Origin of the sequence: Methylobacter sp. BBA5.1, from assembly GCF_000746145.1 — a bacterium.
Classification (GTDB): Bacteria; Pseudomonadota; Gammaproteobacteria; order Methylococcales; family Methylomonadaceae; genus Methylobacter; species Methylobacter marinus.
The window spans coordinates 15,508-39,331 of record NZ_JQKS01000015.1 but is presented as its reverse complement, the minus strand read 5'-3'; the positions used below and the strand labels follow the sequence as shown (position 1 = coordinate 39,331).

Sequence of the window (23,824 nt, the reverse complement as noted above, 5' to 3'; positions counted from 1 at the left end):
GCGGTGCTGTGTCAATGATTCGAAGGGAGGAGGAGAAAAAAACAGCGAGACCCTATCGGCTGGAAGGCGGTAGACCAAGGCAACGGGCTAACGAAGTTTCAACCCCTATCATCGAAGGAGGCGGTTCATGAAGCCAATAAGATATCCGGGACTATTCGCCGTGCTGTGCGTGGCGCTTCTGGCAGGCTGCGCGGAGGAGCGGGCGGCGACACGTCCAGAACCGGCGGCAGCTCAGACATCGGCGCGGCAAGCCGTGGCGGAGCCGACGGAGCCTAAAGCTATCCTGATGCGCATGGCCGAGTTTCTGGCCAATGCCCCGCGGTTCAGCGTGAATCTCCGAGACAATTATGACGCGGTCCAGGCATCTGGTCAGAAAATCGAATTCGGGGAGCGCCGGAAGATCATCGTGAGCCGGCCCAACGGGCTGCGTGTCGAATCGGAGCATAGCGATGGCGACAAGCATCTCGTCCTGTATGATGGCAAGGACATCACCGTGTTCACTCCGTCGCAGAACGTCTATGCGCAGGCAGCCAAACCCGGCGGTATCGACGAGGCGGTCATGTATTTCCTGAGGGATCTCCACATGCGCTTGCCGCTCGCCATGCTCTTGACCAGCCGCTTGCCAGCCGAACTCGAACGTCGGACCCAGGCGCTTGATTATGTCGAGAGAACCACAATCGACGGGACACCGGCTCATCACCTGGCGGGCCGCACCGAGACGGTGGATTATCAGGTCTGGATTTCGGAGGGCGCCCAGCCGTTGCCGCTTCGCATTGTGCTGACCTATAAGAATGCCGAGGGCCTGCCCCAGTTCCGGGCGCAGTTTGCCGATTGGAACTTCTCGCCGGAAATCCAGGACGCCCAATTCGTATTCACCCCACCAGAAGGGGCGCAGAAGATCGCCTTTCTCGCACAGCTGCCCCAACTCTCGCTTCGAGGGACAACTCCATCGGAGCCAACCGGAGGACAGCAATGAAGCCCCGACTTTCAGTGATCGTTACAGCTATGACGGCTACCATCGTTTTACTCATAGGGTCCGTGGATGAAGCTGCCGCCCGTGGCCGCGGGGGTGGCGGTGGAGGAGGCTATTCCCGAGGTGGGGTTGCGGCTAGCGGCAGCTTCTCGTCTGGAGCGTCAAGCTATCAGGGCGGAGGGGCTTCCCGTCAGGCTTCTTCCGGTTCGGCGCAACAGATGCAGCAAAGCCGCCAGCAGCAACAGCAGCAGCTTCAACAGACCAGCGCGCAGCAACAGCAGCAGGCTCAGCAGGCACGCTCGCAGCAGCAACAACAGGCTCAGCAGGCACGCTCGCAACAGCAGCAAAGCCGACAACAATACGGACAGCAGTCGCAGCAGAGTCGGCAAACGCAGCAGCAACAAGCACAGCAAAGCCGGCAACAAGCTGGGCAGTCCTATCAGGGGGCGTATCCACAGGGCTACCGCCCACCGGCAGGCTATTATCCACCGCCACCCTCCGGTTACTACGACAATGATAATTGGGACGATGGCGAAGTCGCCGCCGTGGCGGTCGGCGCAGCGGCGCTGGGTGCCGTTGCGGGCCATGCGGCGGGCGAGTCATCGGCCTCTAGCGCACCATCCACGACGACGGTGATCCAGACCGCACCTCCACCTCCACCTTCGGGCTCCGCGAGCCTGCCCTGCGCGGCTAGCCCTACGGTCGTTTCCGGCGTGACCTATTATCAGTGCGGTTCCACTTGGTATACCCAAGCTTACGGCAGCGGCGGCGCTGTTTATATGCCCGTGCCTCCGCCCTGATAGCAAGTAGTCAGGGCAGAGTCTAATCAGCTGAGATGGGAAGCGATCTCATAGGCTGGACATCCAGTCGGCTACAGAAAAATTGCCGACTCGATGGCTTGCGGATCGTTCGGTTCGCCGCGGCATCGCTCGCCGCGGTGGCTTCCGGCTTGCACGGACAGGATCTTGAACCACGTACCTACGCCAATACGCCCATCGGGCTCAATTTCCTGATCGCCGGCTACGGCCACCTGGAGGGTGGCGTGGCGACCGATCCGGCGCTGCCGATCGAAAACACGCAGGTCGAGGTCCATTCCACCGTGTTCGCCTACGTCCGCTCCCTGGAGGTTTTCGGAAAGTCCACCAAGTTCGACGTGGTGGTGCCCTATGCCTGGGCCTCAGGCAGCGCCACGGCCATCGGGCAGTTCCGGGAGCGCGAGGTATCCGGCTTCGCCGATCCAAGAGTGCGCTTTTCGGTGAACCTTTACGGCGCCCCCGCGCTTTCCCTGGAAGACTTCAAAAACTACCAGCAGGATACCATCGTCGGCGCCAGCCTCGAGGTGACTGCGCCCGGCGGTCAGTACGACGCCGACAAACTCCTCAACCTCGGTACCAATCGTTGGTCGGTTAAGCCGGAGGTGGGGATTTCTAAGCATCTGGGATCGGTGACGCTGGAGTTGGCCGGCGGCGTCCGCTTCTACACCGACAACGACGACTTCTTCGGCGGCAAGGTCCGCGAACAGGATCCGATCTACTCCGTGCAGGGACACCTCATTTACAGCTTCAGTCACGGCATCTGGGCGGCAATGGACGCCACATTTTATACCGGCGGGCAGACGACCGTGGATGGCGTAAAAGGCAATAACAGGCTGGAGAATACGCGTCTGGGGGCCACACTCGCATTGCCCGTGAACCGAAACAATTCGGTCAAGCTCTACTTCAGTACAGGTGTGTCGACCCGTGCCGGCACCGATTTCGATGCGGCCGGGATCCTTTGGCAATACCGCTTTGGCGGAGGACTTTAATCGATATATCGATTTAGAAAAGACCGATGATGAACTAAAAACTTACTAAGGATGCGGTAATTAATAACTTCCCTGAATCTTGATGAATAAATAATCCTTTGTAGGGGCGACTTCGCCTAGAGCGCCTACTGTTGGAAGTCGCCCTGGGCGAATACCCTAAAGGGCACAAGTACCCTAAAGGGCACAAGTACCCTAAAGGGCACAAGTACCCTAAAGGGCACAAGTATCCCAAAGGGCATAAATAAAGTCGCTCCTACAATTTGGCGAATACGTTCTGTATGGCGCTGTAGTCTATTTGTTAGTGTGTGCGGTAGCTTCACCGCCGAATGTGATGCAATCTGGAGAAATACAGCACAAACATGAAGTTTGGTTATGGCCAGCTTTTTGTTTCCTACATCCACTAGGGCGGGCATACGGGAACCGATGCGGTGGTGGGAGGGTCAACCAGCGTAGGGCCCGCTCACGTTGAGGCCGCTTTAAGCACATGCAGCCGATCCAGACCGGACTGATCTTTATCCCCATCGATGAAGCATAGACATTCTGAAATAAGGATAAGAATAATGAAAAAACAAGCGCATCTGATCATGGCCTTATTTATCCTGCTTGCCTTCGCCGGCTTTCACCCGACAGAAATAAGGGCGGCCGCACCCGGAGCAGCCAAGCTCGATCGCACCATCCTGCCCATTATCGAACCCAAGTATCCGCCGATCAAGGAACTGGACGTGAGGAAAGCCAAGGCTCCGCCGCGTTTCGAGGTCAAGGCGCCGGAGAGTGCGCCCAATGTGGTCATCGTGCTGATCGACGACATGGGTTTTGGTACGGCGGGTACGTTCGGCGGCCCGGTCGCCATGCCCAATCTGGACCGGCTGGCGCAAGGCGGCCTGCGCTACAACAACTTCCATACCACGGCGCTGTGCTCGCCCACGCGCCAGGCCCTGAAAACCGGCCGCAACCACCATACCGGCAACACCGGCTCGATCATGGAGACCGCCACGGCGTTTCCTGGCGATACCGGCGTACTGCCGAACAGCGTGGCGCCCTTGGCCGAGATGCTGCGGCTCAACGGCTACAGCACCGGCGCCTTCGGCAAATGGCATGAAACGGCACCGTGGGAAATCAGCATCTCGGGACCTTTCGCCCGCTGGCCGACCCTGCAGGGCTTCGACAAGTTCTACGGCTTCATGGGCGGCGAAACCAACGAATGGTCGCCGTCGATTTATGACGGCGTGACCAAGGTCGAGCCGCCGCGCGATCCAAACTACCACTTCACCACCGACATGACCAATCAGGCCATCGCCTGGGTCCGCTATCAGCAGGCGCTGACGCCGGACAAGCCGTTCTTCGTTTACTACGCGCCTGGCGCCACCCATGCGCCGCATCATGTACCCAAGGAATGGGCCGACAAGTATAAGGGCAGATTCGACCAGGGCTGGGACAAGCTGCGCGAGGAGACGCTCAAACGTCAGATCGAACTCGGCATTGTACCCGCCGGCACCACGCTGGCCGGCAAGCCCGAAGCCATCAAGGACTGGGATAGGCTCAGTCCGGACGAAAAGAAGCTGTTCATCCGCCAGGTGGAAGTCTTCGCCGGTTTCGCCGAACACACGGACAACGAGATCGGCCGCCTGGTCAAGGCGATCGAGGACCTGGGCGAGTTGGGCAACACCCTGTTCATCTACATCGCCGGCGACAACGGCGCCAGTGCCGAGGGCGGCATGAACGGCATGTTCAGCGAGATGACCTACTTCAACGGCGTGCAGGAAACGGTGGAAGATCAGCTCAAGCACCTGGATCACTGGGGCGGGCCCGAGACTTATCCGCACATGGCCGCAGGCTGGGCCGTTGCCTTCGACACGCCGTTCATGTGGACCAAGCAAGTGGCCTCGAACTTCGGCGGTACGCGCAACGGCATGGTCATTCACTGGCCCAAAGGGATAAAGGCCAGAAACGAGATCCGCAGCCAGTTCCACCACGTAATCGACATTGCTCCCACGATCCTCGAAGCGGCGCATCTCCCCGAACCCAAAGTGGTTAACGGCACAATACAGAAACCCATCGAAGGGGTGAGTCTGGCTTACACGTTCGGCGATGCCAAGGCCAAAGACCGCCATCTCACCCAGTATTTCGAAATTTTCGGTAATCGCGCCATTTACCACGACGGCTGGCTGGCCGGCACCGTGCATCGGGCGCCCTGGGAGTCTCAATCCCGTCACCCCCTGACAGAAGACCTCTGGGAACTCTATGATGTGCGCAAGGACTTCAGCCTCAGCCAGGACCTGACTAAAGACAATCCGCAGAAGCTCGCTGAAATGCAGAAGCTGTTCATGACTGAAGCGGTCAAGTACAACGTTCTGCCGATCGACGACCGCCTGCTCGAACGCATTACAGCGGCCGAGGTAGGGCGGCCTGACGTGATGGGCGGCCGCACCTCGCTGACTCTCGGCGAGGGTATGACCGGCATGATGGAAAACGTCTTTATCGACGTAAAGAACCATTCCAAGACCATTACCGCCGAGCTGGAAATTCCCGAGGGCGGCGCCAACGGCGTCATTCTCGCCCAGGGCGGCCGGTTCGGCGGCTGGAGCCTGTACCTGAAGGACGGCAAGCCCGCTTACACCTACAACTTCCTCGGCCTGAACCGATACACGGTGAACGCAACGGAAGCCTTGCCGGCCGGCAAGTCCACGCTAGTGTTCGACTTCGCCTACGACGGCGGAGGAATGGGCAAGGGCGGAACCGGGACATTGTCCGTCAACGGCAGCAAAGTCGCCGAAGGCCGAATCGACCGGACGCAACCGAGGATATTCTCGGCCGACGAAACGGCCGACGTGGGCATCGACGACGCGACACCGGTAGTTGAAGGAATCGGCGAAGGCCCGCAAACGCGTTTCACCGGCAAGATCGAGAAAGTGACGGTCGAGGTGAAATGAGCCCGGCAGAATGGGGTGAGCACTACTTGGAAAGACGGGAGATTGGATGGTGCGCTTTATGGCCACTCTACTGTTCCCGACAGGACTAAAGAAATCCGTGTGCATGTGAATGAAGTTGCCAATCATTGAGAAGAGAATAAATTATGAATCTGGCACCCATGTTGAAACATGAAATCAAAGAAATAGGCCTGGTTTCCCTTTACTTTTTCTTTTGTTTCAGTGTGTTCCTCACGTTGAAGAAACTACTGCTGGCTGACTACCAGATCGAAGTTTCAGTCCTTTCGACGGCGGCCATCAGTGCGCTCATCGCCGCGAAAATTGTGATCATTCTCGACAAGACTCATGCCGGCCGCCGCTTCGACGCCGGCTATTCTCTGGGATTGGCTGCTCTGTATAAGACGCTGATCTATATCCTGGTGACGTTTATCGTCTTGTACCTGGAGAAACTATTTCATGCCTATCGTGAGACCGGCACGCTCACGCAAGCTATCTCGTATGTGTGGGAGCATAAGGATCGCAACCTCATATTTGCCAAAGTGCTCTGTGTCGGTTTGGCGTTTTTTGCGTATCACCTGTACGCGGGGCTCGACCGCCGTCTCGGCGAAGGGACGCTTCGCAGACTGGTCACGGCATCGCCCGGAGATGCGCCGACCCCGGATAAGGGATAAGAAGGCGGAATTCAGTTCCCAAGAATAATGACAAGAGAGGTTAATCAATGGCTTACGAAATTTTAGGAATCGATAACGAGATCATACGTGCCCGCATTTCAGGCGTTATGAGGCTGGCCGACCAAAAGGCGTTGCAGCAAGCGGCCCGTGATTTGATTGATCGGGGCATGAAACCGAGGCTGCTGGTGATGGCTGATAATTTTGAAGGCTGGGAAAAGGCGGAGGAATGGGAAGATGTCGGCTTCCTGACGGGCTATGGCGACTCCATTGTAAAGATGGCGATTGTGGGCGACGAACGCTGGAAAGAGCAGGTCTTCATGTTTACCGGCAAGGGACTGCGGACCACCGAGATCGAGTTTTTTCCGCTGCTTTCATTGGATGAGGCGGAGTTATGGATACGTTCATGAGCCAGGATGGCGTCCGCAAGGTCCGTCAAGAATCATTGCGCGCGAAGCACAAGGCGCACGGAAATGGCCGCAGTTATACGTAACAGGTACTTGCTGGCCGTCCTTATCGTGCTGGCGATCACGGTACTTACGGCGGGATGGCTCGCGTACCTCGAACTTCCGGCCATTCCACCGGTTCTCGTACAGCCCCCGATCCAGACCGATGCCAGCTATGTGGGACGCCACGCCTGCGCCGGTTGCCATGCCGAACAGGATCGCCTGTGGCGAGGCTCGCACCACGACCTCGCCATGCAGGAGGCGAGCGACGAGACGGCGCTTGGGAATTTTCGCGACGCCGAATTCAGGAAGGACGGCGTGGTTACCCGATTCTTCCGTCAAGGTGGACACTATATGGTGCATACCGACGGCCCGGACGGCAAGCCTGCCGATTTCGAGATCAAGTACACCTTCGGCTTTACGCCGCTCCAGCAGTATCTGGTCGAGCTTCCGGGCGGGCGGCTTCAGGCCCTGTCCATCGCCTGGGACAGCCGGCCGAAGGAGCAGGGCGGCCAGCGCTGGTTTCACCTCTATCCGAACGAAAAAATCGACCACACAGACGAACTGCACTGGACGAAACGCTCGCAGAACTGGAACTTCATGTGCGCCGAGTGTCATTCGATCAACCTGCAAAAGAACTACGATCCGGCCAGTCGCACCTACCGCACTACCGCGTCAGAGATCGACGTGGCCTGCGAAGCCTGCCATGGACCCGGTTCCAATCATGTGGCCTGGGCCGAACGCAAGCCTGGCTACGAGCGCATCGATGCCGGGACCAGAGGCCTGACCGTCCTTTTGAATGATCGCCAGGGAGTTCAATGGACGATCGATCCTGCATCGGGCAATGCCAGGCGCGGCGCTCCGCGCGGTTCCGAAAAGGAAATCCAGGTCTGCGCCCGCTGCCACGCGCGGCGCGCTCAGCTATCCGGCGATTACCGCCATGGCCCACTGATGGATACCCATCTGCCTTCGCTGTTGCAGGAGACGCTATATCATGCCGACGGCCAGATCGAGGGTGAGGTTTACGAATACGGCTCTTTCCTGCAAAGCAGGATGTACGCGGCCGGCGTGACCTGCAGCGACTGCCACGAGCCCCACGGTCTCAAGCTGCGCGCGACGGGGAATGGGGTCTGCCTGCAATGCCATAACAAAAACAAGTACGATACCGAAAAGCATCATTTCCACCGCACCGGCTCTGACGGCGCCCAATGCGTCGATTGCCACATGCCGGCCAAGACCTACATGGTCGTCGATCCCCGCCGCGACCACAGTTTCCGCATTCCTCGCCCGGACCTTTCGGCGCGGCTCGGGACACCCAATGCCTGTACGAACTGCCACGCCAACAAGCCGGCCCGCTGGGCGGAGGACAAAGTGCGGCAATGGTACGGCCATGACCCCAAGGGCTATCAGAATTACACCGAAACCCTGCACGCGGCACGGACGAGGGCAATCGACGCCGAGGCGCGTCTGCTCGCCTTGCTGCGCGATAAGGAACAGCCGGCCATCGCGCGGGCCACGGCGGCTGGTGAGTTGAGTCAGTGGCTGAGCGAAAATTCGCTCCCGGTGCTGGCCGAAGCGCTTGGCGATGCCGATCCGCGCGTGCGCGCCGCCGCGGTCGAGTCCTTGGCGCCGCTGCCGCCGGAACAGCTTTGGCAGCTTGTCCATCCGCTGCTGCGGGATTCGGTGCGAACGGTGCGTATGCTCGCGGCGGACGCGCTGGCTGGAATCAGCATCGAACAGGTGTCTCCGAGCGAACGAGCCGATTTCAGTAAAGCCATCGACGAGTATCTGGCGTCGTTGCGGTTCAACGCCGACGAACCGGCCGCGCAGGTCAATCTGGGCAATTTCCATGCGGCGCGCGGCGAATCCAGGGAAGCTGAACAGTCATACCGGGAGGCGCTCGTCATCGACCCCGATTGGCTGCCTGCCTACGTCAATCTCGCTGATCTCTACCGCCAGACGAACCGCGATAGGGAAGGGGAGTCTCTGCTACGAGAAGGGCTGGCGCGCCAGCCGAAAGCGGCCATTCTGCACCACAGCCTCGGATTGTTGCAGGTGCGGCGGAAGAATCTGCCTGCGGCTCTGGGTTCACTGAAACGGGCGTTGGAATTGGCACCTGATGATGCCCGCTTTAGCTATGTTTATGCAGTGGCCCTGCAGAGCGCCGGGCATGCGCGGGAGGCCAGGGCCATCGTCGAGACCGCACTGATGCGGACGCCGGGTGATCTTTCACTGAACGAACTACGGTCTCAGTTGGCGAAGGAGATAAGCAAGCGATAAATACACTGCCACTCAATGCAATATTCTGAAACTAAAGGAATACACACATGAAACCGACATTCATAATCAATCTGTTGCTGATTACTCTTTTGATGCTGACCGGCTGCCAGTCCACCGGCGATAATCAAGCCGATGCGATAGATGCGGCTCAGATCGACCGCGATGTGGACGCCGCCCTGGCGAAGCTTTACGAAACCACGCCCTCGGCCAAACTGTTGGCGTCCAAGGCGAAGGGTATCCTGGTGTTTCCGAATATCGTCAAGGCCGGCTTCATCGGTGGCGCTCAGTACGGGAAAGGCGCTTTGCGCAAGAGGGGCCAGACAGCGGGTTATTACAATATCGTGGCAGGATCATTCGGTCTGCAAGCCGGGGTGCAATCATTTGATTATGCACTGTTCTTTATGAACGATGAGGCGCTTGCCTATCTCGATCGCAGCGAGGGATTTGAACTCGGCATAGGTCCGACAGTGGCTGTACTGGACGCAGGTGCGGCGGGAAATCTGAGTACCACGACTCTCAAGGATGATGTCTATGCATTCATATTCGGGCAGAGAGGCTTGATGGCAGGTATTAATTTGGAGGGATCAAAGATCACCAGGATCAATCCGTAACCGGATATGACATTGATGACACAACACGACAAGATGCGATTCCTATTGTAACTGCATCCTACCGTGCTGCTCTTATGGATTTAATAACGTGGCGCCTGTTGTAGGGCATCCCTTTGTCCTTGCTGATAGGCCCGCTGTTCGGATTCCTTGTGTTTGCCATACAGAAAACCGCCCGTGGTGCCGGCGGCTGCACCGATTGCCGCCCCCAGGCCGGCATTGCCTGCCATTGCACCGATGGCAGCGCCGGCGGCAGAACCGCCCAAACCTCCGGTGACAGCGCGTTGCTGAGTATCCGACATGCCGGCACAACCTGCCAGATTAATAGAGGCCAGTATTGCCAGGACTAAAATATAAAATTTTTTCATGTCATATCCCCTTTAATATGTTTTTTTACATGGATATTTTTCGGCTAAAAACCTGAATTCCGTTTCGACCGGCATTTCATTCATGTATTCAGGGTGTTGTTGAGCCCATGAAACAAACATATCGATTACCTCATTACGTGAGGGCTTGGGCTCCGGATGACAGAGTATCTTTACTTCCCGTTCATCTGCCGTCGCGGCCTGATAATAATGGAAAGCGCCGACCAGATAACCGTGGCAAAAATGGATGGCATCCCGATAATGGGGGTCTTGCGGCGATGCCGTACAGAGATTGATTAGGTTTTGTGTCTGCTTGGCTACGAAATCATTCTCGGTCACGTTGGCTTTTGCCGCGCCAGTGACAAATAAAGCGAGCAATAAGAAGAAGGGGGCGGGATGTTTGAGTTGCATAAGTTATATCCTCAGTTTTTTTGCTTTAATGGGAAATAAATTCTCTACAACAGGAAAATCGCATTTATACATGCGCCGCTCTATCAATTTGAAGAAGAGCATCTTCCTTATCTGTGGTGTATTTCTGTAGTCATTCCTCCCTATCCTTTTCACATTGCCTATAGCAAACATCTACTTCAAGCGGTTACTTTGTGTCATACATTGGATGTCATTGCGCTTATCTTGTTCCGGTTAATAAGGGAAACTAAAGCAAAAATGAAGGCGATTATTTAATCGCTGGATCAAAAGGGGCACAGGGCGTGATCTAATATTGCACTTGTTCCAATTATTTTTAAAAGATTGTCCATTAAAGCTAAATGTCGATTGATTTTATTCCATTCCCTCCTGAAACCCTGATACGCGTCCTGACTATGCTGTCTCTTGGCGGACTTTTACTTGCGGTCGGTATGCGGCTCGATCTTCAGTCCGTGGCTCGGGCCCTTATGTCGCGCCGGCTGTTAGTGGTCTTGCCTCTTAATTTCATATTGGTTCCCGTATTGGTTTCCGCTGTCGTGTGGGGTTTCGATCTGCCGCCGGAACTTTCTGCCGGCATGCTTTTGCTGGCTGCAGCGCCGTTTGCTCCGGTCGTGCCGGTTTTCGTCAAAATGGCTGGCGGCAATCTGACGCTCGCCGCTGGCCTGACGGCGATCTTCCCAATATTTTCCACTTTTCTTACCCCGCTGGTCTTCGAGGCGAGCCTCTCAAGATTCTCTTATGCCGGCTACGCCGATGCACTAAAGTTTTTTCCTTTGAAGAGCCTGGCAATTCTTTTTAACACAGTGACGCTTCCGATCCTTGTAGGAATGGCTCTGCGCCAGGCATTACCCGTCTTGGCCTGCCGAATGCTCAGCCCTCTGGAACGGCTGGCGGAAGCTGCCGGTGCTGCATCTCTGGCCTTCGTCACCTATGTGGAATTTGAGAGCATTGTGGCGACAGGTTTGAAATCGCTGTTGGCGATGGCCCTGGCGGGCGAACTGTCATTTTTGTTAGGGCTCGCGTTGGGCGGTTCAAGGCCGGCCAGTCGGCAAGTGATCGCCTTTGGAACTGCCAATCGGAACATCGCCCTGGCGCTGCTTGTCGCCATAGACAGTTTCGTTGGCACGCCGGTGGTGGCGGCGGTTGTATCAAATGGCCTCCTGTTGATTTTTCTGGGGCTTCTTCATGTTGCCTTTTATCGCTTGGCAGATAGAAAAAAGAATACCGACTCCACCGGTTGATGTAGTCGATCTACAGCCATGCGCCTTACTGTGCCGGATTAATCTAACAGCTATGTTTTACTGCCTAATGTTAGCTACCTGTTGAATAGTAGCTTTTGTTCGCAGTTTAGCTTTTTGATCTTGAGGAGCCTGAATCAAAGAAACAAGATCGCTATGCAAGACATAAAGCTGGTCTTTTCTTATTGCACCTGTCGTCAAATAAACCTTTCCGAACTTATATTCATCTGTAACTTTGGCGCTATTCCAATTGTCGTCACTGCGGACTGAAAAAACAGTTTCGGTTACTTTGCCTGATGCGCGGTTGGCAATGACGATCAATTCATCTTTACTGACCGGAACAAGTCCGTCACCGCCGATAAACCTTGTTGTCAGCTCGATTTCAGGTCACCATGGCGCGTGCAGTAGCGGATGAGGCGTTAGTTGAGCAGACTGCGGAAGGTATACGAAGCGCGGCGCTTGCCATTGCGGCGAATAAGATGGCGGATGGATCGAACACATGAGTGGCTGATTTTGGCCCAGACTGTTGCTATTGGTACGACGGCTTATCCAACTTGCTGAAGCCGTTTTCAGTAATGACCCTATTTTGGGGCAAGCCCAAAATCATGATAACTCCGCCTGATGGCTTCATCACCAGCGGTCGGATAAAAAATGTTGAAAATTTTATGCGTTTTGACACGGTCTGTGCCGATGGCGACTATTTGCTCAGCAACGGAACCTGCCCAAACCTCAGCACGTCGATATGACGAACAGTCATCAGCTACCGGATAAGTTGCCAGACGTCCGAGTTTTTGCCTGAGCACAGCATAAAAGCTAAAGTGCAAGATTTTGACATTATCTGTGTCGGCATTTTGACACTAACCCGGATATTTCATGAAACCACAGAGAACACGAACGACCGCATGGATGTGGGAGGTAGAGCAACGCAGGAGCAGTTGCCGAGAACACGAAGAAAATCATGGTGTTATCATTTATCACCGATAACTTCATAAGCTCATCATGAAATATTTCTAAGTATTTGAATTGAAAAGCCTTCGTGTACTCGATTGCTGTTCCAGACGCAATTCTACCGCCTCCATAATCCCCATGGATGGGGTGAATGCAGAGAAATGACGGGATCATTTCCTGTCCTTGGAGGCGTTCGTGTCCTTCGTGGTGAAATATTCAGGCTAACTTGTCACTTTGGACATTATCTTTATCACTCGGCACATGCTCAGACTAGACCATAAGCTTCCAGTATGGGCGCCAGTTCCTTTTCTATCGTCTGGCGGGATAATCCGAATTCTTCCAGTGTGTAGTGATGATTACTTTGATAATTCTGATTCCGGGCTCCGATAGTCCTCAGCTTGTCCCGAAAGCTTTCACTCATGGTCCAGCTGAAATGGTCGTACAGCCTCTCAATAGTCCCGACGGGATCGTTCCTGAGATCGCGGTAATCAATGCAGAAATAATTTTCCGAAGAGACTTGCGAGCGAAAACGGAACAGATGTTTATACCATTCCACCACCAGATCAGCGTAAGACCGAGACTCTGGGCCATTCTTGGCAATTTCCGGGGAATGGGCCTGCCAGGCCGGAACAGTCAGGCTGACATTGGAAGGAATTGATTCGAAGGGATCGCGGATGATAGTAATGAACCGCGCATCCGGGAATTCCTTTTTGATGGACTCGACTGCCCCGCATGATTGGGTCGATTTTATCAGCATCGTGCGTCCCTGGCCGTTGATATAAATCTGACGCTGCAGACAGTTCCGGTAATAGGCCATCAGTTTTTGGCGTTTTTCGGCTGGAAGGGCATCGGGAAAACCTACATTCCAAAGTTGCTCTATGAAGGGGAACAGCAGGTAGATGGCTTCGGAAGCGAACGCGTAGAGATAGATGCCTCCGTCCTCTTCCGCCTGGTCCAGCCGCATCATGTGCAGATCATCCCATCCGCCGAACCACTTTTTTTCACACCAATCCAGGAACCTGCTGAATAGGCCGCCCAGCTTATGGTCAAGGTAAACCAGAGCATCGATCAGCTTTTGAAAACAGATGGAAGGGAAGATAGTCTGGTACATTTTCCAGTAGATGAAGCGTTCCTCGTCCTGGCATAGCACTTGTTGGAGAAAAGTCGTCCCGCTACGGGGCGGAGCGATGATGAATACCGGTTGACGGACTACGATTTTCCGAAAGCCGGGGAACAAGAGGGTGTCCAGCCATCTGAAGAACGCCAACAAAACTATGAATGAAAGAAAGAGATTGCTGAAGAACAGGACATAGAGCCAGCGGCGTAAACGGAAATGTTTCTGTAACAGGGCAATACGCAAGGCTTTAAGGAAATCGCGATAGTTGAAATACATACCTGGAGTCTCCATTGTTGGCGATGGATATCATCTGGACAGTTTGGCTTTCCTGAGCTCATGACAAGTCTCTAGCATTTAAAGTATGTCGCCAATCAAATAAGATAATCTTGTCAACTCATTGAATAGACCCTTCAATGGCAAGAAAAATTCTTATGCAACGAGCAATCAGAGCCAATTGATCAGATGATGCCGGGCACAGCCAGTGATCAAGGTTGAATCGCTGTTGGCGATCTGTTGTTTGTTAATGCGATGCTATGGATTGCAAGGACTGTATCGCCGTGGCAGGCTGATGGCCAGGACAATTGGCCTGGTGGATTGAAAACCGCAGTGCCAGTCAATCAATGGCACTGCCCCAGGACTCCGCAAAGCCGTTCAAAAGACTTGAGCATTTTGTTTTTCAATAACTTCCGGCCTATTAAATGCCTGACATCGGTTGCAACTCCTGCTAACTGATCGGCATAACTGCGCACTTGCTGAAAGACCACCGTACCATCGCGAAACGCCAGACAGCCGGTGATCCATTGGCTGGAATTGTATGAATGCGACGCATAGAATTCACGGGTTAGAATCAATGTCCCGCCGTTCCAATCGTAATTGACGTGGTGTCTGAGAATGACGGCCGGCCGGTTTTGCACGTTTTTTTCGACCCACTGGAACATCTCGTTCGTTTTGGGCGGCAATGTTGTCGGGTAGTTTATCCAGGCTTTGTGCAAGTCTGGAACGTAGCGCGCCAGGATGACGCTTGCGTTTGCGGCCTGGTCAAGTTCCACGGAAGGCTTGATATTCAGGTTCTTCTCACGCGCATAAGAGGCTATTGCATAGGTTCCATTGCGTTGGTAGGCTTCAAATCGATCGAAAAGAATCTCACGGTAGCGTTGTTCGATTGTGTCCCGGATGGCTTTATGGGGGGAGCCATTGGAAGTGCGCTTGAGAGTTTTTAATTTCTCGATCTCGTGGCCGGAGAGATTGAATTTGTCGCCCGGTTCGGCATCCAACAAAGCCTCGGTTTCTTCGTCAGACAGAACGACAGGCGACAAGGCATCCACTTTACTGTGCGCCGTCAACATCCCATGGACAGTGACATCAACGTCGAGCAAATCCGGATTATCCGTCCGCAAATGTCCGGCCACCTTGGCCAAGGGAACCGGCAGATACCAGGCAATGCCTGCGGCAATCTCATCGGAGCGGTTCTCGCTCAAGGCATAAATGACGGGTTGTCCTTGTGCAAGTTCGTTAATCTGACGCTCATCCATTTCCAATACGCTCAAGACCTCCTCGACCGCCGGCGGTTCAGCAAAAGCAGGAATTCCCGTCACAATAAAACTGATGCCTAACAGGCATGCGATGGCGGCAGCATGATTTAATATTCCTGACATTGTGCGACTCCTCGATCTTCAAGCTGTGCAGGCTAGTAAAATAAACTATAAACGTTCATGGGTAGGGAAAAACAATCCGGCTAAACGGTCATTTCAGGTGCCGGTATCCAGCTTGAGCGCTTCAGCCAGAGCGATCCAGTCTTCAGGGCTGAGCAGGGTGTTGATGTTTTCATCCAGCAAAATCAGGGTGTCGTCGTCAAAGTTGGCTTCTTTTATTTCCTTATTCCCGGTCAATTGGCGCATTGCGTAAAGCAAGGCCTCGTTGCCCGGCGTGTCGAGGCCCAAACCGGCTTCAATGAAATTCTGCGCCAGATAAGCCACTGAGCTGTTCGATCCCGGCCAGATGGCTTCATCCCGCCCTTCCAGCAGATGGATCAAGCCGTCAGGCCGCCGGCTGTTCAGGAGTCCCATCGCCACAGTGTTCAAAAAGCGGACCAGCTCCGTACCCTGGCTGGCCAGCCTGGGGTCTTTTATGACATGCCGGACATAAGCCAAAATTTCAAAGGTATGGGCTATCAATTCTTCCCGAACGGACAGCCTGGCATCCTGATGCAGGACTTCATGCCCCAATAAGATGCCCAACAGGCGGATATCCTCGTGCCGGTAGTTCTCATTGACAATGATTTTAAAGTGCCCGGTTCCATCGTCAATAACATGCGCGGCCACACCATCGCCAGTTGCAAGACGCCCGAAGGCGACACTGGAATAAACGTCGCTTTTGATGGCGTCCGCCGTCCCTCCCGCTGTGCTGTCGACAGTCGTCGCTAAGGCCGCCCGCAACAGAAGGTCCCGCGTTTTGGCCTGGATTGCGGGATCATCCATGATCTTCAGTCCAGGCTGCCCGGCTATTTGATTGACCTGGGCTCTCAACTGTTGCTCCGTAATCGGCGTGCCGGAGGCTGCGGCGGGATTTGCCGGCCGATCAGAAGGGTAGACCTGGGACAGGAACATTGTCTCGTCGGTCGGCGGAAACGCGGGGCCTTTCAGGCGATCTTCCAGGCTGGCCGGCTTGTTGGTTTTGCTCCATGCGCTATAGTCCGCCCTGGATTGACCGGTCCGACGATCGATCAAATCAGCCGCGTAGATAGACAGGCTCACCACAGCGATCAGGGTAACGATCACTGTGCGCTTTATCTGTATGTTACAAACCTCACGGTAGGATTTGTCCATAACGGAAGATCGATCGTATTGTGGGATATCGAGGAAGCAAATCTGAAACTGTGCTTCGGCAAAGAATATAGGAAAAGCCCGGCAAAATAACTTGGGTAAAATACCTATCGTATTCGTCTTGCATTCCGGGAATGCGCGGTTTATGAAAATATGATATGCATGGATGAAGCGGAAGCGCGCGGAGTGATTGACCAAAGCGCGGGGCTATCAAATTCTTGTTTATTATCTGAAGATTTCTTTGAGATCCGGCGGGGCATTTCAGGATAAAACGCTGCTGCTTAAAATACGGGAACGGGCGCCCGATCAGGGTTTCTTCAAGGGAAAAATCCGCTTCCAGTCCTTTTTCATGTCAACCACAGTCCAGCCTTTCTGCCCGGCCTCATCAAGCGCTTTGTCAAGCCGCCCGATGGAGGATTGCCGGTCATAGGCCGTCTCGCGTTTGTCGTCGGTATGATGAACGAGAAGCCCGAAACGCGGGCCATCGCCGGCTGTCGTCCATTGCAGCATTTGCAGATCGCCGTCGGAATTGCCGAATGCGGCGATTGGCCTGTGACCTATGAATTTATTGATAGCCACTGGCTTGCCGTCCTTGTCGTCGATAAAGTCGACCTCCGGCAGGCGCATAAGCACCGGTTTACCGCCCTGAAATTCGAATTTGGTTTTGATGCTGCTGCCGATAACCTGCTCCGGCGGGATGCCATACACTTTCTCGGTCCATGGCCGCATGAACTCGATGCCGCCGCCGGATAAGATGTACATCTTGAAACCTTTGCCGCGCAAATAGGCAAGCAATTCGAGCATCGGCTGATAAACCAGTTCGGTATAGCGCCGGTTGTGTTTCGGATGCTTTGCCTCAGCGAGCCAGTCTTTGACGATTTGAGCAAATTCTTCAGTGGTCATGCCCGCGTGAGAGGCCATGACCAGTTCCAGCAAAGCGCGTTCACCGCCTGCCATCACAGCCTTCAGGTCTCCGTCAAGCACGGATTTGAACGGCTCCGTGTCTTTCCATTCAGGATGCCGAGGGCTAAGCGCCTTGACGCGATCAAGCGGGAAAGCGAGCTGAACATACAGAGGCTGTTCGGACCACAGGGTGCCATCGTTGTCGAACACGGCGATGCGTTTGGCGGGCGCTATGAAATGCCTGCCGCCTTTTTGAGTCGTCTCTGTGACGAATTTTACGATAGCGGTCTTGGCCGGTCCGCTGTTCCACGAGGGTAGGGGATCTGCGGTTCGGGCATGAGTAATTATCGAGAATGTCAGCAATAACAGCCACAGGACACCGTGGCAGCCATTATCGGTTCGCATGCGGTATGACGGGTTCATGCTGTCCTCTATAACATTTTGAATGGCATGGAAGCTTCCAGGTTTAAAACACTTAAGCCCAAAAACGCGGCAGCCGGTTTTTTTCGGCGGCCGCGATTAACCTGTCAAACGGATGTCACCTGTTAATCGGCGTCTTCAGTTGCTCCATGACCTGGTCGATAGTGAAGCTGGCCGCTTTCTGGCGGGGCGGATAGTCTTTGAACGTGGCCAGAAATTTGCCGACGCTGCTCTGGGCCGGCAACATCAGGAAGGCATGGTCAAGATACCAATCCCAGTAGGTGTTGGAGGTGATGGGCGCCTTTTCGTAAGGATCCGTGCGCAGGTTGTACAGCCATGGAATCCTCGTTTTGACGAAGGGTTCGCCCCATACCGCCAGCGTGCCCGCTTCCCGCTGCTGGGCGAACACTAGCTTCCAGTTATCGTAGCGCAACGCCGTCAGGTCGCCGTCGTCGGAGAAGTAAAAGAACTCCTGGCGGGGACTTTTTTGTTCCTGGCCTGTCAGACGCGGCAGTTGGTTATAACCGTCCAGGTGGACTTTGAAGTTTTTCCTGCCGGCCTTGTAGCCCTTGAGAAGCTTGTCCTTGACGTCGGGCGCCCCGGCTGCGGCCAACAGGGTGGGCGCCCAGTCCAGGTGGGAAATGATGTCGTTGGAGATCGTGCCGGGATTGATGTGGCCCGGCCAGCGCACCATGGCCGGCACGCGGTAGGCACCTTCCCAGTTGGTGTTTTTCTCGCTGCGGAAAGGCGTCATGGCGCCATCCGGCCAAGTGTTCATGTGCGGGCCGTTATCGGTGCTGTACATGACGATGGTGTTATCGGCGATGCCCAGTTCATCGAGCTTGGCCAGTACGGTGCCCACGTTTTTATCGTGGTCGATCATGGTGTCATGATACGGACTCTGCCAGCGCCCGGCCTTGCCCAGGCTCTCGGGTTTCGTGTGAGTGCGGAAATGCATGTGGGTGAAGTTGACCCAGACGAATAGGGGCTTGCCGGCTTTGGCGTGCTTGTCGATAAACTCGGCGGCGCGTGCGGCAATATCGTCGTCGATGGTTTCCATGCGCTTTTTGGTGAGTGGACCCGTATCTTCTATCTTCTGAGTACCGTCGGGATTGGCGAAGCTATGAATCACGCCGCGCGGGCCGAATTTCTTGCGGAATTCCGGAAAGTCGGCTTCTTTCGGGTAGTCCGGCAATTCCGGTTCCTCCTCGGCGTTGAGATGGTAGAGGTTGCCGTAGAATTCATCGAAGCCATGAGCGGTGGGCAGAAACTCGTCCTTGTCGCCCAGGTGGTTCTTGCCAAACTGGCCAGTGACATAGCCTTGGGCTTTTAATAACTCGGCGATGGTCGGATCTTCCTTGCGCAGGCCCGAATCGGCGCCCGGCATGCCCACTTTGCTCAAGCCGGTACGGAATACGCTCTGTCCGGTGATGAAAGCGGAACGTCCTGCCGTGCAGCTCTGCTCGCCATAATAGTCGGTGAAAGTGACACCTTCGTTGGCTATCCGGTCGATGTTGGGAGTCCGATAGCCCATTAACCCCTTTGAATAAGTGCTGATGTTGGACTGGCCGATGTCGTCGCCCCAGATGATAACGATGTTCGGCTTCTTTTCGGGCGACTGCGCGGTAGTCTGGGCCGCCGCGGATCCATGGGTAAATATCAGGCTGATTATCAGGATGATCCCAAGCGGGGCAGGTTTGATGCAAGTCATTTTTTTCTCCTTGTTTCAAGGTGGTGCAAATGAACAACGCAATGTTTAAAAAATAACTTCGAAAGGCCCTGGGTTATCGCCTCATTTTGATAGTTAGAATCGCGCGTTGTTCAATTTGCGCGATTGGGTCGAAACCGGGGGCGGGACAAACTGCCATAGCTTGACTCTTTTTATTCCGAAGCCTGCCGCGGGGACGGCCATTGGCCGGAAAGGGGCTTAACCTGAAGGGATATCGGAGGTTATTTTTGCCGAATCCTTATCTGGTCACTATAGCTTTATCCCAATGGCGCGAGTCCCGTCAAACTGGAATTCATCGCATCGGAACGACGGAAGCGGCGCGGTGTCAATGTTTAGAATAAAGCAGAGAGGCCATGATCGATCATAAGGCAGCGGACTAGTAGTCAGTCAATTTAATTATGGCGGTTAAATTTTAGGTGCGAATTTATTTATGCCCTTCAGGGTATTCGCACTATTCGCACGCCATGAATACGCTGCAAATTTTACTCGTCAGAACAAGGCTGACTGAGTACTAGTACTCAGTCAATTTAATTATGGCGGGTAAATTGTAGGTGCGAATTCATTCGCACTATTCGCACGCTATGAATGCTCTGCAAATTTTACTCGTCAGAACAAGGTTGACTGAGTACTAGCATATGATATAAGTTGCCCCCATTCGTCATGTACAGTACCAGCATCGGAACGGCGCGACGTTGAACGAACCGGAATGGAGTTTGGTGGATGAGCTTCGGAACTGGTTCAAGTTCCCCGGCTCGACTCAGGGCCAAGATCGGGTAATGCCCTGTCACCATTGAAGTAAGGAAGCATTTCATGAAAGTTCACCATTTCTGTCAAGGTTTGTTCGTTTTGTTTTTTTGGCTCTATTTAGCGGCCTGAACACCAAGCGCGACGAGAGTCAATCCCTCGCGCCGTTTCCGCTGTTCAACCCGTCGTGGTTCCCGGATTTGACGAGCCGTTAATTTATCTCAATGCAGCGGCAGCAGATTTGATCCCCCTGGTAAAACCGGAAACGCAGGCTTCGGATACTGACTTGGAACGCTTGTCCCAATATCAGACGCTCAACCGTAATACGCCTTGGGAAGCCTCCATTCAATTGAATTTAGGTTTGGACTATTACCGCAACGGCTACTTTAGCCAAACCTTCGACGCCTTCGAAAAGGCGTGGACACTCAGCAAAGACCACAAGGAAGCAGAAGCAGAAGCGAAAGCCTTAGCCGACCGGGCTTTCGGCGAATTAATCCGCATGCATGCCCGGTTGGGCCATGCGAACCGGGTGGAAAGCTTATTAGCCTCCGTGAAAGGCCGCTCGTTTACCGGTCCGGCCACAGCCGCCGTCGCCGGGGCTGAAGAAGGACTGTGGATGATGCGCAACAATCCGGGCATCACCTATTTGTGCGGTCCCAAAGCGCTTTACTCCCTCCTCAAATGGCAATAACCCGATGCCGAAGGGCTTCAAGTGCTCGATGCTTACCGCTCGGGTGTCAATGGCGTTAATTTGATTGAATTGGGCCAATTGGCCGAACAAGCAAAAATGCATTATCGGACGGTCTACCGTGCTGCCGGGTAAAGTATTCCGGTACCGGCCGTGGTCCATTGGAACGTTAACCATTACGCCGCCATCGTCGAAAAGCAAGGCGAGCTTTACCATATCCAAGACCCGACATTCGGGCAAGATCTCTGGTTTACCGCCGATGCGATCAACGCCCAAGCCAGTGGCTATTTTTTAGTGCCGGAAAGCGGCATCAAGTTAGGGGTTGATTGGCAACCGGCACCCATTGCCCAAGCCGAGAGCGTCTATGGCCAAGGTTATACGGCCAGCAGCGATTCAAGCCGCACAACCACCTGCGATGTCAAAAAATCCAAACAACCGTGCAACAGCATTGATCAACCGGATGGGAAGGGCGGCATGGCCTATGACCGTATGATGGATGAATCGTATGGTGGATTCGCCTTAGCAATCCACCAACAAACGGAGCCAAAACCGTCATGTTCCGCGATATTACTGGCTTGCAAGACCTGCCCTGTTCTCTTGTCGTTCTCTTTCTTTACGAAACTGAAAAATCTCAGACCAAAAATACCCCGCGTTCTCGTCGAATTTGCCGTAAAACATCGGTTGAGTCACAAAAAACAACAAAAGGTTGCCGTTTATTTAAGCCTCACAGGATAGACCCAGGACAACAGCCCAAAAGCCACTATGCTTTGGAGCAGTATTTTGAACGTTAGGGTTTTGGCGCTTAATGTCTTAATGCCTTAGCGCCTCATGAGCATAGTCGCCGGACTGAAAGGCATGGCCGCCTTAACGGATGATGCCTAATAGGATTGAATCCTGTTGATATCTTATGGATTGTTAGGGTTGATGCGCTGATTAATAATCTATTGCCATCACAACGCACGATTTTTAAAACTTAAGGATAGTTAAAATATGTTTGGCTTAAACAACGCGCGGAAAAGTAATTGGAGCGATGACCTCAAGCATGGGCAAAAAGTCAGGAAAACAGGCAAGCTAAGTTCAAAAGCAAGCAATTCCAAGATTTTTACTCATGCTAATGTACTTGGCATTATTACCATTTTTCTTCTGTACACCTTCACTTTGCCAGCCCAATCATGCTCCCTGAGTTTTACCTCACCAGATGCAGGAGCGACATTTTTAACCCCCACTATTACAGTGACCGGCACAGGCTCTGGAACTGCAAACCCTAATGATGTGGGGCAAGTAACGGCAACAGTAAACGGAACTGTCTTTTTTAGTCAAAGCGGAACTTTCACGACTTTGATCAATTTTTTGGGCTCAGGTGCAGCTTCAGTCACATTACAACCCGGGGCCAATACCTTAGTGGTGACCGGTAGCGTAGCAGGATGCAGTGCTTCTGATACGCGGGTGATCTTTTATGATCCCACTCCTGCAGCAACCAAGAAAAACCAAGGCCCTTCTCCAGCCACGTGCAATGGCACAAACCCAATCAATGGTGGAACCAGCAATAAAGTTCAACTGGAAACAGATTACCAAGGCGCCGGCATTTATCCTTTGGTATTTCAACGTCATTACAACAGCAAGGCGACAGAGACGAGTGCGGTCGGCAAGTTCTGGCGCAGTTCGTTCTCCGACCGGCTGGATATAACCCCAACCAAAATAAGCGCTGAGCGTGCATCGGGGGCGGCTTATCAATTCCTTTTGCAAAACGGCGTCTGGATCCCTGATGCTGACATTAGCCTGAAGCTGGCGTCACTTGCAAACGGTCAATGGCGTCTTATTCAAGATGACGACACTATTGAAACCTATAATAGCTCAGGCAAGCTGATCTCCATCCAGCTCCGTAATGGCTTGGGACAAACGCTAAGCTACGATGCGCTAGGCAGGCTCACCCAGGTCATCGATACCTTTGGCAAGACTTTAGGGTTTTTCTATGTTTCCGCCGCTGCAAACGCTAACCTGGATCATATCGTACTCCCCGATGCCACCGAGATTCATTACGCCTATCTGGCGAATGGCAATTTATCCCAGGTTATCTACGCTGACACGACCCCTCTTGATCTCACCGATAATCCACGAAAAACCTATCACTATGAGGAAATACTGTTCCCTAGCGCCCTGACGGGGATTACCGATGAAAATAATGCCCGCTTTGCCACTTGGCACTATGATAACCTGGGTCGTGCTATTTCATCCGAACATGCCACCGGCGGCATCGACAAATACCTCCTGTCTTACAGTGCGGATGGCAGCCATACCAGCATCACCGATCCTTTAGGCTCGGTGCGCACCACCCACTTCACCACCGTTCTGGGCGTGGTCAAGCCCACCGGCAGCGACCAGCCCGGCGGTTCCGGCTGCAATGCCTCGGCTTCGACACTGACCTATGACGCCAACGGCAATGTCGCCAGCCGCACCGATTTCAACGGCAATCTCAGCTGCTACGCCTACGACACCAGCCGCAACCTGGAAACCGTCTGGGTCGAAGGCCTGGCGCCCGGTTCAAGCTGTCCGGCCGATCTGGCGGCTTACACGCCTGCGGCCAATAGCAGCGAACGTAAAACCAGTATCGACTGGCATCCGACTTTCCGCCTGCCGGTCAAGCTCACCGAACCGGGCCTGGAGACCCGCTACAACTAAGACGACAAAGGCCAGGTCACACTGAAAAGCCTCAAGGAC

Annotated in this window: 20 protein-coding genes; 12 read left to right on the top strand and 8 right to left on the bottom strand. The window is 54.1% G+C overall.

Features of this window, described 5'->3' with window-relative positions; genetic code table 11:
- Positions 1-127: 127 nt before the first annotated feature.
- The 8 genes from EK22_RS10310 (at position 128) to EK22_RS10275 (ending at position 9,709) form a co-directional block, all read left to right on the top strand.
- Complete coding sequence (locus EK22_RS10310) at positions 128-976, top strand: DUF2092 domain-containing protein (RefSeq protein ID WP_081917842.1); 849 nt, start codon at positions 128-130, stop codon at positions 974-976.
- Positions 973-1,773, top strand: coding sequence for a hypothetical protein (locus EK22_RS24250; RefSeq protein ID WP_152565074.1), 801 nt, complete (start codon positions 973-975; stop codon positions 1,771-1,773). The genes EK22_RS10310 and EK22_RS24250 overlap by 4 nt, the downstream gene beginning before the upstream one ends.
- 98 nt (positions 1,774-1,871) lie before the next feature.
- Positions 1,872-2,777 (top strand): transporter, encoded by a 906-nt coding sequence (locus EK22_RS10300; protein WP_036250813.1) that lies wholly within the window; start codon positions 1,872-1,874, stop codon positions 2,775-2,777.
- A 560-nt stretch (positions 2,778-3,337) separates the two neighbouring features.
- Positions 3,338-5,707, top strand: a complete 2,370-nt coding sequence (locus EK22_RS10295; protein ID WP_152565073.1) for an arylsulfatase — start codon at positions 3,338-3,340, stop codon at positions 5,705-5,707.
- A 143-nt stretch (positions 5,708-5,850) separates the two neighbouring features.
- On the top strand, positions 5,851-6,375 hold the full coding sequence (locus tag EK22_RS10290; RefSeq protein WP_051961845.1) for a hypothetical protein: 525 nt from the start codon (positions 5,851-5,853) through the stop codon (positions 6,373-6,375).
- 47 nt (positions 6,376-6,422) lie between these two features.
- On the top strand, positions 6,423-6,782 hold the full coding sequence (locus tag EK22_RS10285) for a SpoIIAA family protein (RefSeq protein ID WP_036250670.1): 360 nt from the start codon (positions 6,423-6,425) through the stop codon (positions 6,780-6,782).
- 63 nt (positions 6,783-6,845) lie between these two features.
- On the top strand, positions 6,846-9,098 hold the full coding sequence (locus EK22_RS10280; RefSeq protein WP_235209282.1) for a tetratricopeptide repeat protein: 2,253 nt from the start codon (positions 6,846-6,848) through the stop codon (positions 9,096-9,098).
- 47 nt (positions 9,099-9,145) lie between these two features.
- Complete coding sequence (locus tag EK22_RS10275) at positions 9,146-9,709, top strand: lipid-binding SYLF domain-containing protein (protein WP_036250665.1); 564 nt, start codon at positions 9,146-9,148, stop codon at positions 9,707-9,709.
- Positions 9,710-9,789: 80 nt separating this feature from the next.
- On the opposite strand, the gene EK22_RS10270 is transcribed toward EK22_RS10275, so the two are convergent.
- Together EK22_RS10270 and EK22_RS10265 are read right to left on the bottom strand one after the other, a co-directional pair.
- On the bottom strand, positions 9,790-10,074 hold the full coding sequence (locus EK22_RS10270; protein ID WP_036250662.1) for a glycine zipper domain-containing protein: 285 nt from the start codon (positions 10,072-10,074) through the stop codon (positions 9,790-9,792).
- A 12-nt stretch (positions 10,075-10,086) separates the two neighbouring features.
- Entirely contained in the window at positions 10,087-10,482 is a 396-nt protein-coding gene (locus tag EK22_RS10265; protein ID WP_036250660.1) for a Rap1a/Tai family immunity protein, read from the bottom strand.
- Between the two features lie 356 nt (positions 10,483-10,838).
- Between EK22_RS10265 and EK22_RS10260 the strand changes: the two genes are divergently transcribed.
- A complete protein-coding gene (locus tag EK22_RS10260; RefSeq protein ID WP_232216417.1) occupies positions 10,839-11,738 on the top strand; it encodes a bile acid:sodium symporter family protein in 900 nt (299 codons plus the stop codon).
- Between the two features lie 57 nt (positions 11,739-11,795).
- On the opposite strand, the gene EK22_RS10255 is transcribed toward EK22_RS10260, so the two are convergent.
- From EK22_RS10255 to EK22_RS10230, 6 genes are all read right to left on the bottom strand, one after another.
- Positions 11,796-12,056, bottom strand: coding sequence for a hypothetical protein (locus tag EK22_RS10255; RefSeq protein WP_036250657.1), 261 nt, complete (start codon positions 12,054-12,056; stop codon positions 11,796-11,798).
- Positions 12,057-12,948: 892 nt separating this feature from the next.
- Positions 12,949-14,076: a sulfotransferase family protein gene (locus EK22_RS10250; protein ID WP_051954286.1), complete on the bottom strand. Its 1,128-nt coding sequence runs from the start codon at positions 14,074-14,076 to the stop codon at positions 12,949-12,951.
- A gap of 341 nt (positions 14,077-14,417) precedes the next feature.
- Positions 14,418-15,455 (bottom strand): hypothetical protein, encoded by a 1,038-nt coding sequence (locus EK22_RS10245; RefSeq protein ID WP_020161467.1) that lies wholly within the window; start codon positions 15,453-15,455, stop codon positions 14,418-14,420.
- 93 nt (positions 15,456-15,548) lie between these two features.
- Positions 15,549-16,625, bottom strand: a complete 1,077-nt coding sequence (locus tag EK22_RS10240; RefSeq protein ID WP_152565072.1) for a hypothetical protein — start codon at positions 16,623-16,625, stop codon at positions 15,549-15,551.
- 303 nt (positions 16,626-16,928) lie between these two features.
- Positions 16,929-17,948 (bottom strand): HAD family hydrolase, encoded by a 1,020-nt coding sequence (locus EK22_RS10235; RefSeq protein WP_200882592.1) that lies wholly within the window; start codon positions 17,946-17,948, stop codon positions 16,929-16,931.
- 115 nt (positions 17,949-18,063) lie between these two features.
- Positions 18,064-19,656: an arylsulfatase gene (locus tag EK22_RS10230; RefSeq protein WP_036250655.1), complete on the bottom strand. Its 1,593-nt coding sequence runs from the start codon at positions 19,654-19,656 to the stop codon at positions 18,064-18,066.
- Positions 19,657-20,605: 949 nt separating this feature from the next.
- Between EK22_RS10230 and EK22_RS10225 the strand changes: the two genes are divergently transcribed.
- The 3 genes from EK22_RS10225 to EK22_RS10215 all read left to right on the top strand — a co-directional run bounded on the left by EK22_RS10225 (position 20,606) and on the right by EK22_RS10215 (position 23,785).
- On the top strand, positions 20,606-21,109 hold the full coding sequence (locus tag EK22_RS10225; RefSeq protein ID WP_036250653.1) for a hypothetical protein: 504 nt from the start codon (positions 20,606-20,608) through the stop codon (positions 21,107-21,109).
- Positions 21,110-21,259: 150 nt separating this feature from the next.
- Positions 21,260-21,841 carry a hypothetical protein gene (locus EK22_RS10220; protein ID WP_036250651.1) on the top strand — a complete coding sequence of 194 codons (582 nt, stop codon included), beginning with the start codon at positions 21,260-21,262 and terminating at the stop codon, positions 21,839-21,841.
- 255 nt (positions 21,842-22,096) lie between these two features.
- On the top strand, positions 22,097-23,785 hold the full coding sequence (locus EK22_RS10215) for a DUF6531 domain-containing protein (protein ID WP_081917841.1): 1,689 nt from the start codon (positions 22,097-22,099) through the stop codon (positions 23,783-23,785).
- The last annotated feature ends 39 nt before the right edge of the window (positions 23,786-23,824 follow it).

Excerpts from the sequence above, each read along its gene's own strand:
- EK22_RS10295 (WP_152565073.1), top strand. The coding sequence starts at position 3,338 with ATGAAAAAACAAGCGCATCTGATCATGGCCTTATTTATCCTGCTTGCC.
- EK22_RS10245 (WP_020161467.1), bottom strand. The coding sequence starts at position 15,455 with ATGTCAGGAATATTAAATCATGCTGCCGCCATCGCATGCCTGTTAGGC.
- EK22_RS10260 (WP_232216417.1), top strand. The coding sequence starts at position 10,839 with ATGTCGATTGATTTTATTCCATTCCCTCCTGAAACCCTGATACGCGTC.
- EK22_RS10285 (WP_036250670.1), top strand. The coding sequence starts at position 6,423 with ATGGCTTACGAAATTTTAGGAATCGATAACGAGATCATACGTGCCCGC.
- EK22_RS10270 (WP_036250662.1), bottom strand. The coding sequence starts at position 10,074 with ATGAAAAAATTTTATATTTTAGTCCTGGCAATACTGGCCTCTATTAAT.
- EK22_RS10230 (WP_036250655.1), bottom strand. The coding sequence starts at position 19,656 with ATGACTTGCATCAAACCTGCCCCGCTTGGGATCATCCTGATAATCAGC.
- EK22_RS10265 (WP_036250660.1), bottom strand. The coding sequence starts at position 10,482 with ATGCAACTCAAACATCCCGCCCCCTTCTTCTTATTGCTCGCTTTATTT.
- EK22_RS10275 (WP_036250665.1), top strand. The coding sequence starts at position 9,146 with ATGAAACCGACATTCATAATCAATCTGTTGCTGATTACTCTTTTGATG.
- EK22_RS10235 (WP_200882592.1), bottom strand. The coding sequence starts at position 17,948 with ATGAACCCGTCATACCGCATGCGAACCGATAATGGCTGCCACGGTGTC.
- EK22_RS10240 (WP_152565072.1), bottom strand. The coding sequence starts at position 16,625 with ATGGACAAATCCTACCGTGAGGTTTGTAACATACAGATAAAGCGCACA.
- EK22_RS10290 (WP_051961845.1), top strand. The coding sequence starts at position 5,851 with ATGAATCTGGCACCCATGTTGAAACATGAAATCAAAGAAATAGGCCTG.
- EK22_RS10250 (WP_051954286.1), bottom strand. The coding sequence starts at position 14,076 with ATGTATTTCAACTATCGCGATTTCCTTAAAGCCTTGCGTATTGCCCTG.
- EK22_RS10215 (WP_081917841.1), top strand. The coding sequence starts at position 22,097 with ATGTTTGGCTTAAACAACGCGCGGAAAAGTAATTGGAGCGATGACCTC.
- EK22_RS10310 (WP_081917842.1), top strand. The coding sequence starts at position 128 with ATGAAGCCAATAAGATATCCGGGACTATTCGCCGTGCTGTGCGTGGCG.
- EK22_RS24250 (WP_152565074.1), top strand. The coding sequence starts at position 973 with ATGAAGCCCCGACTTTCAGTGATCGTTACAGCTATGACGGCTACCATC.
- EK22_RS10280 (WP_235209282.1), top strand. The coding sequence starts at position 6,846 with ATGGCCGCAGTTATACGTAACAGGTACTTGCTGGCCGTCCTTATCGTG.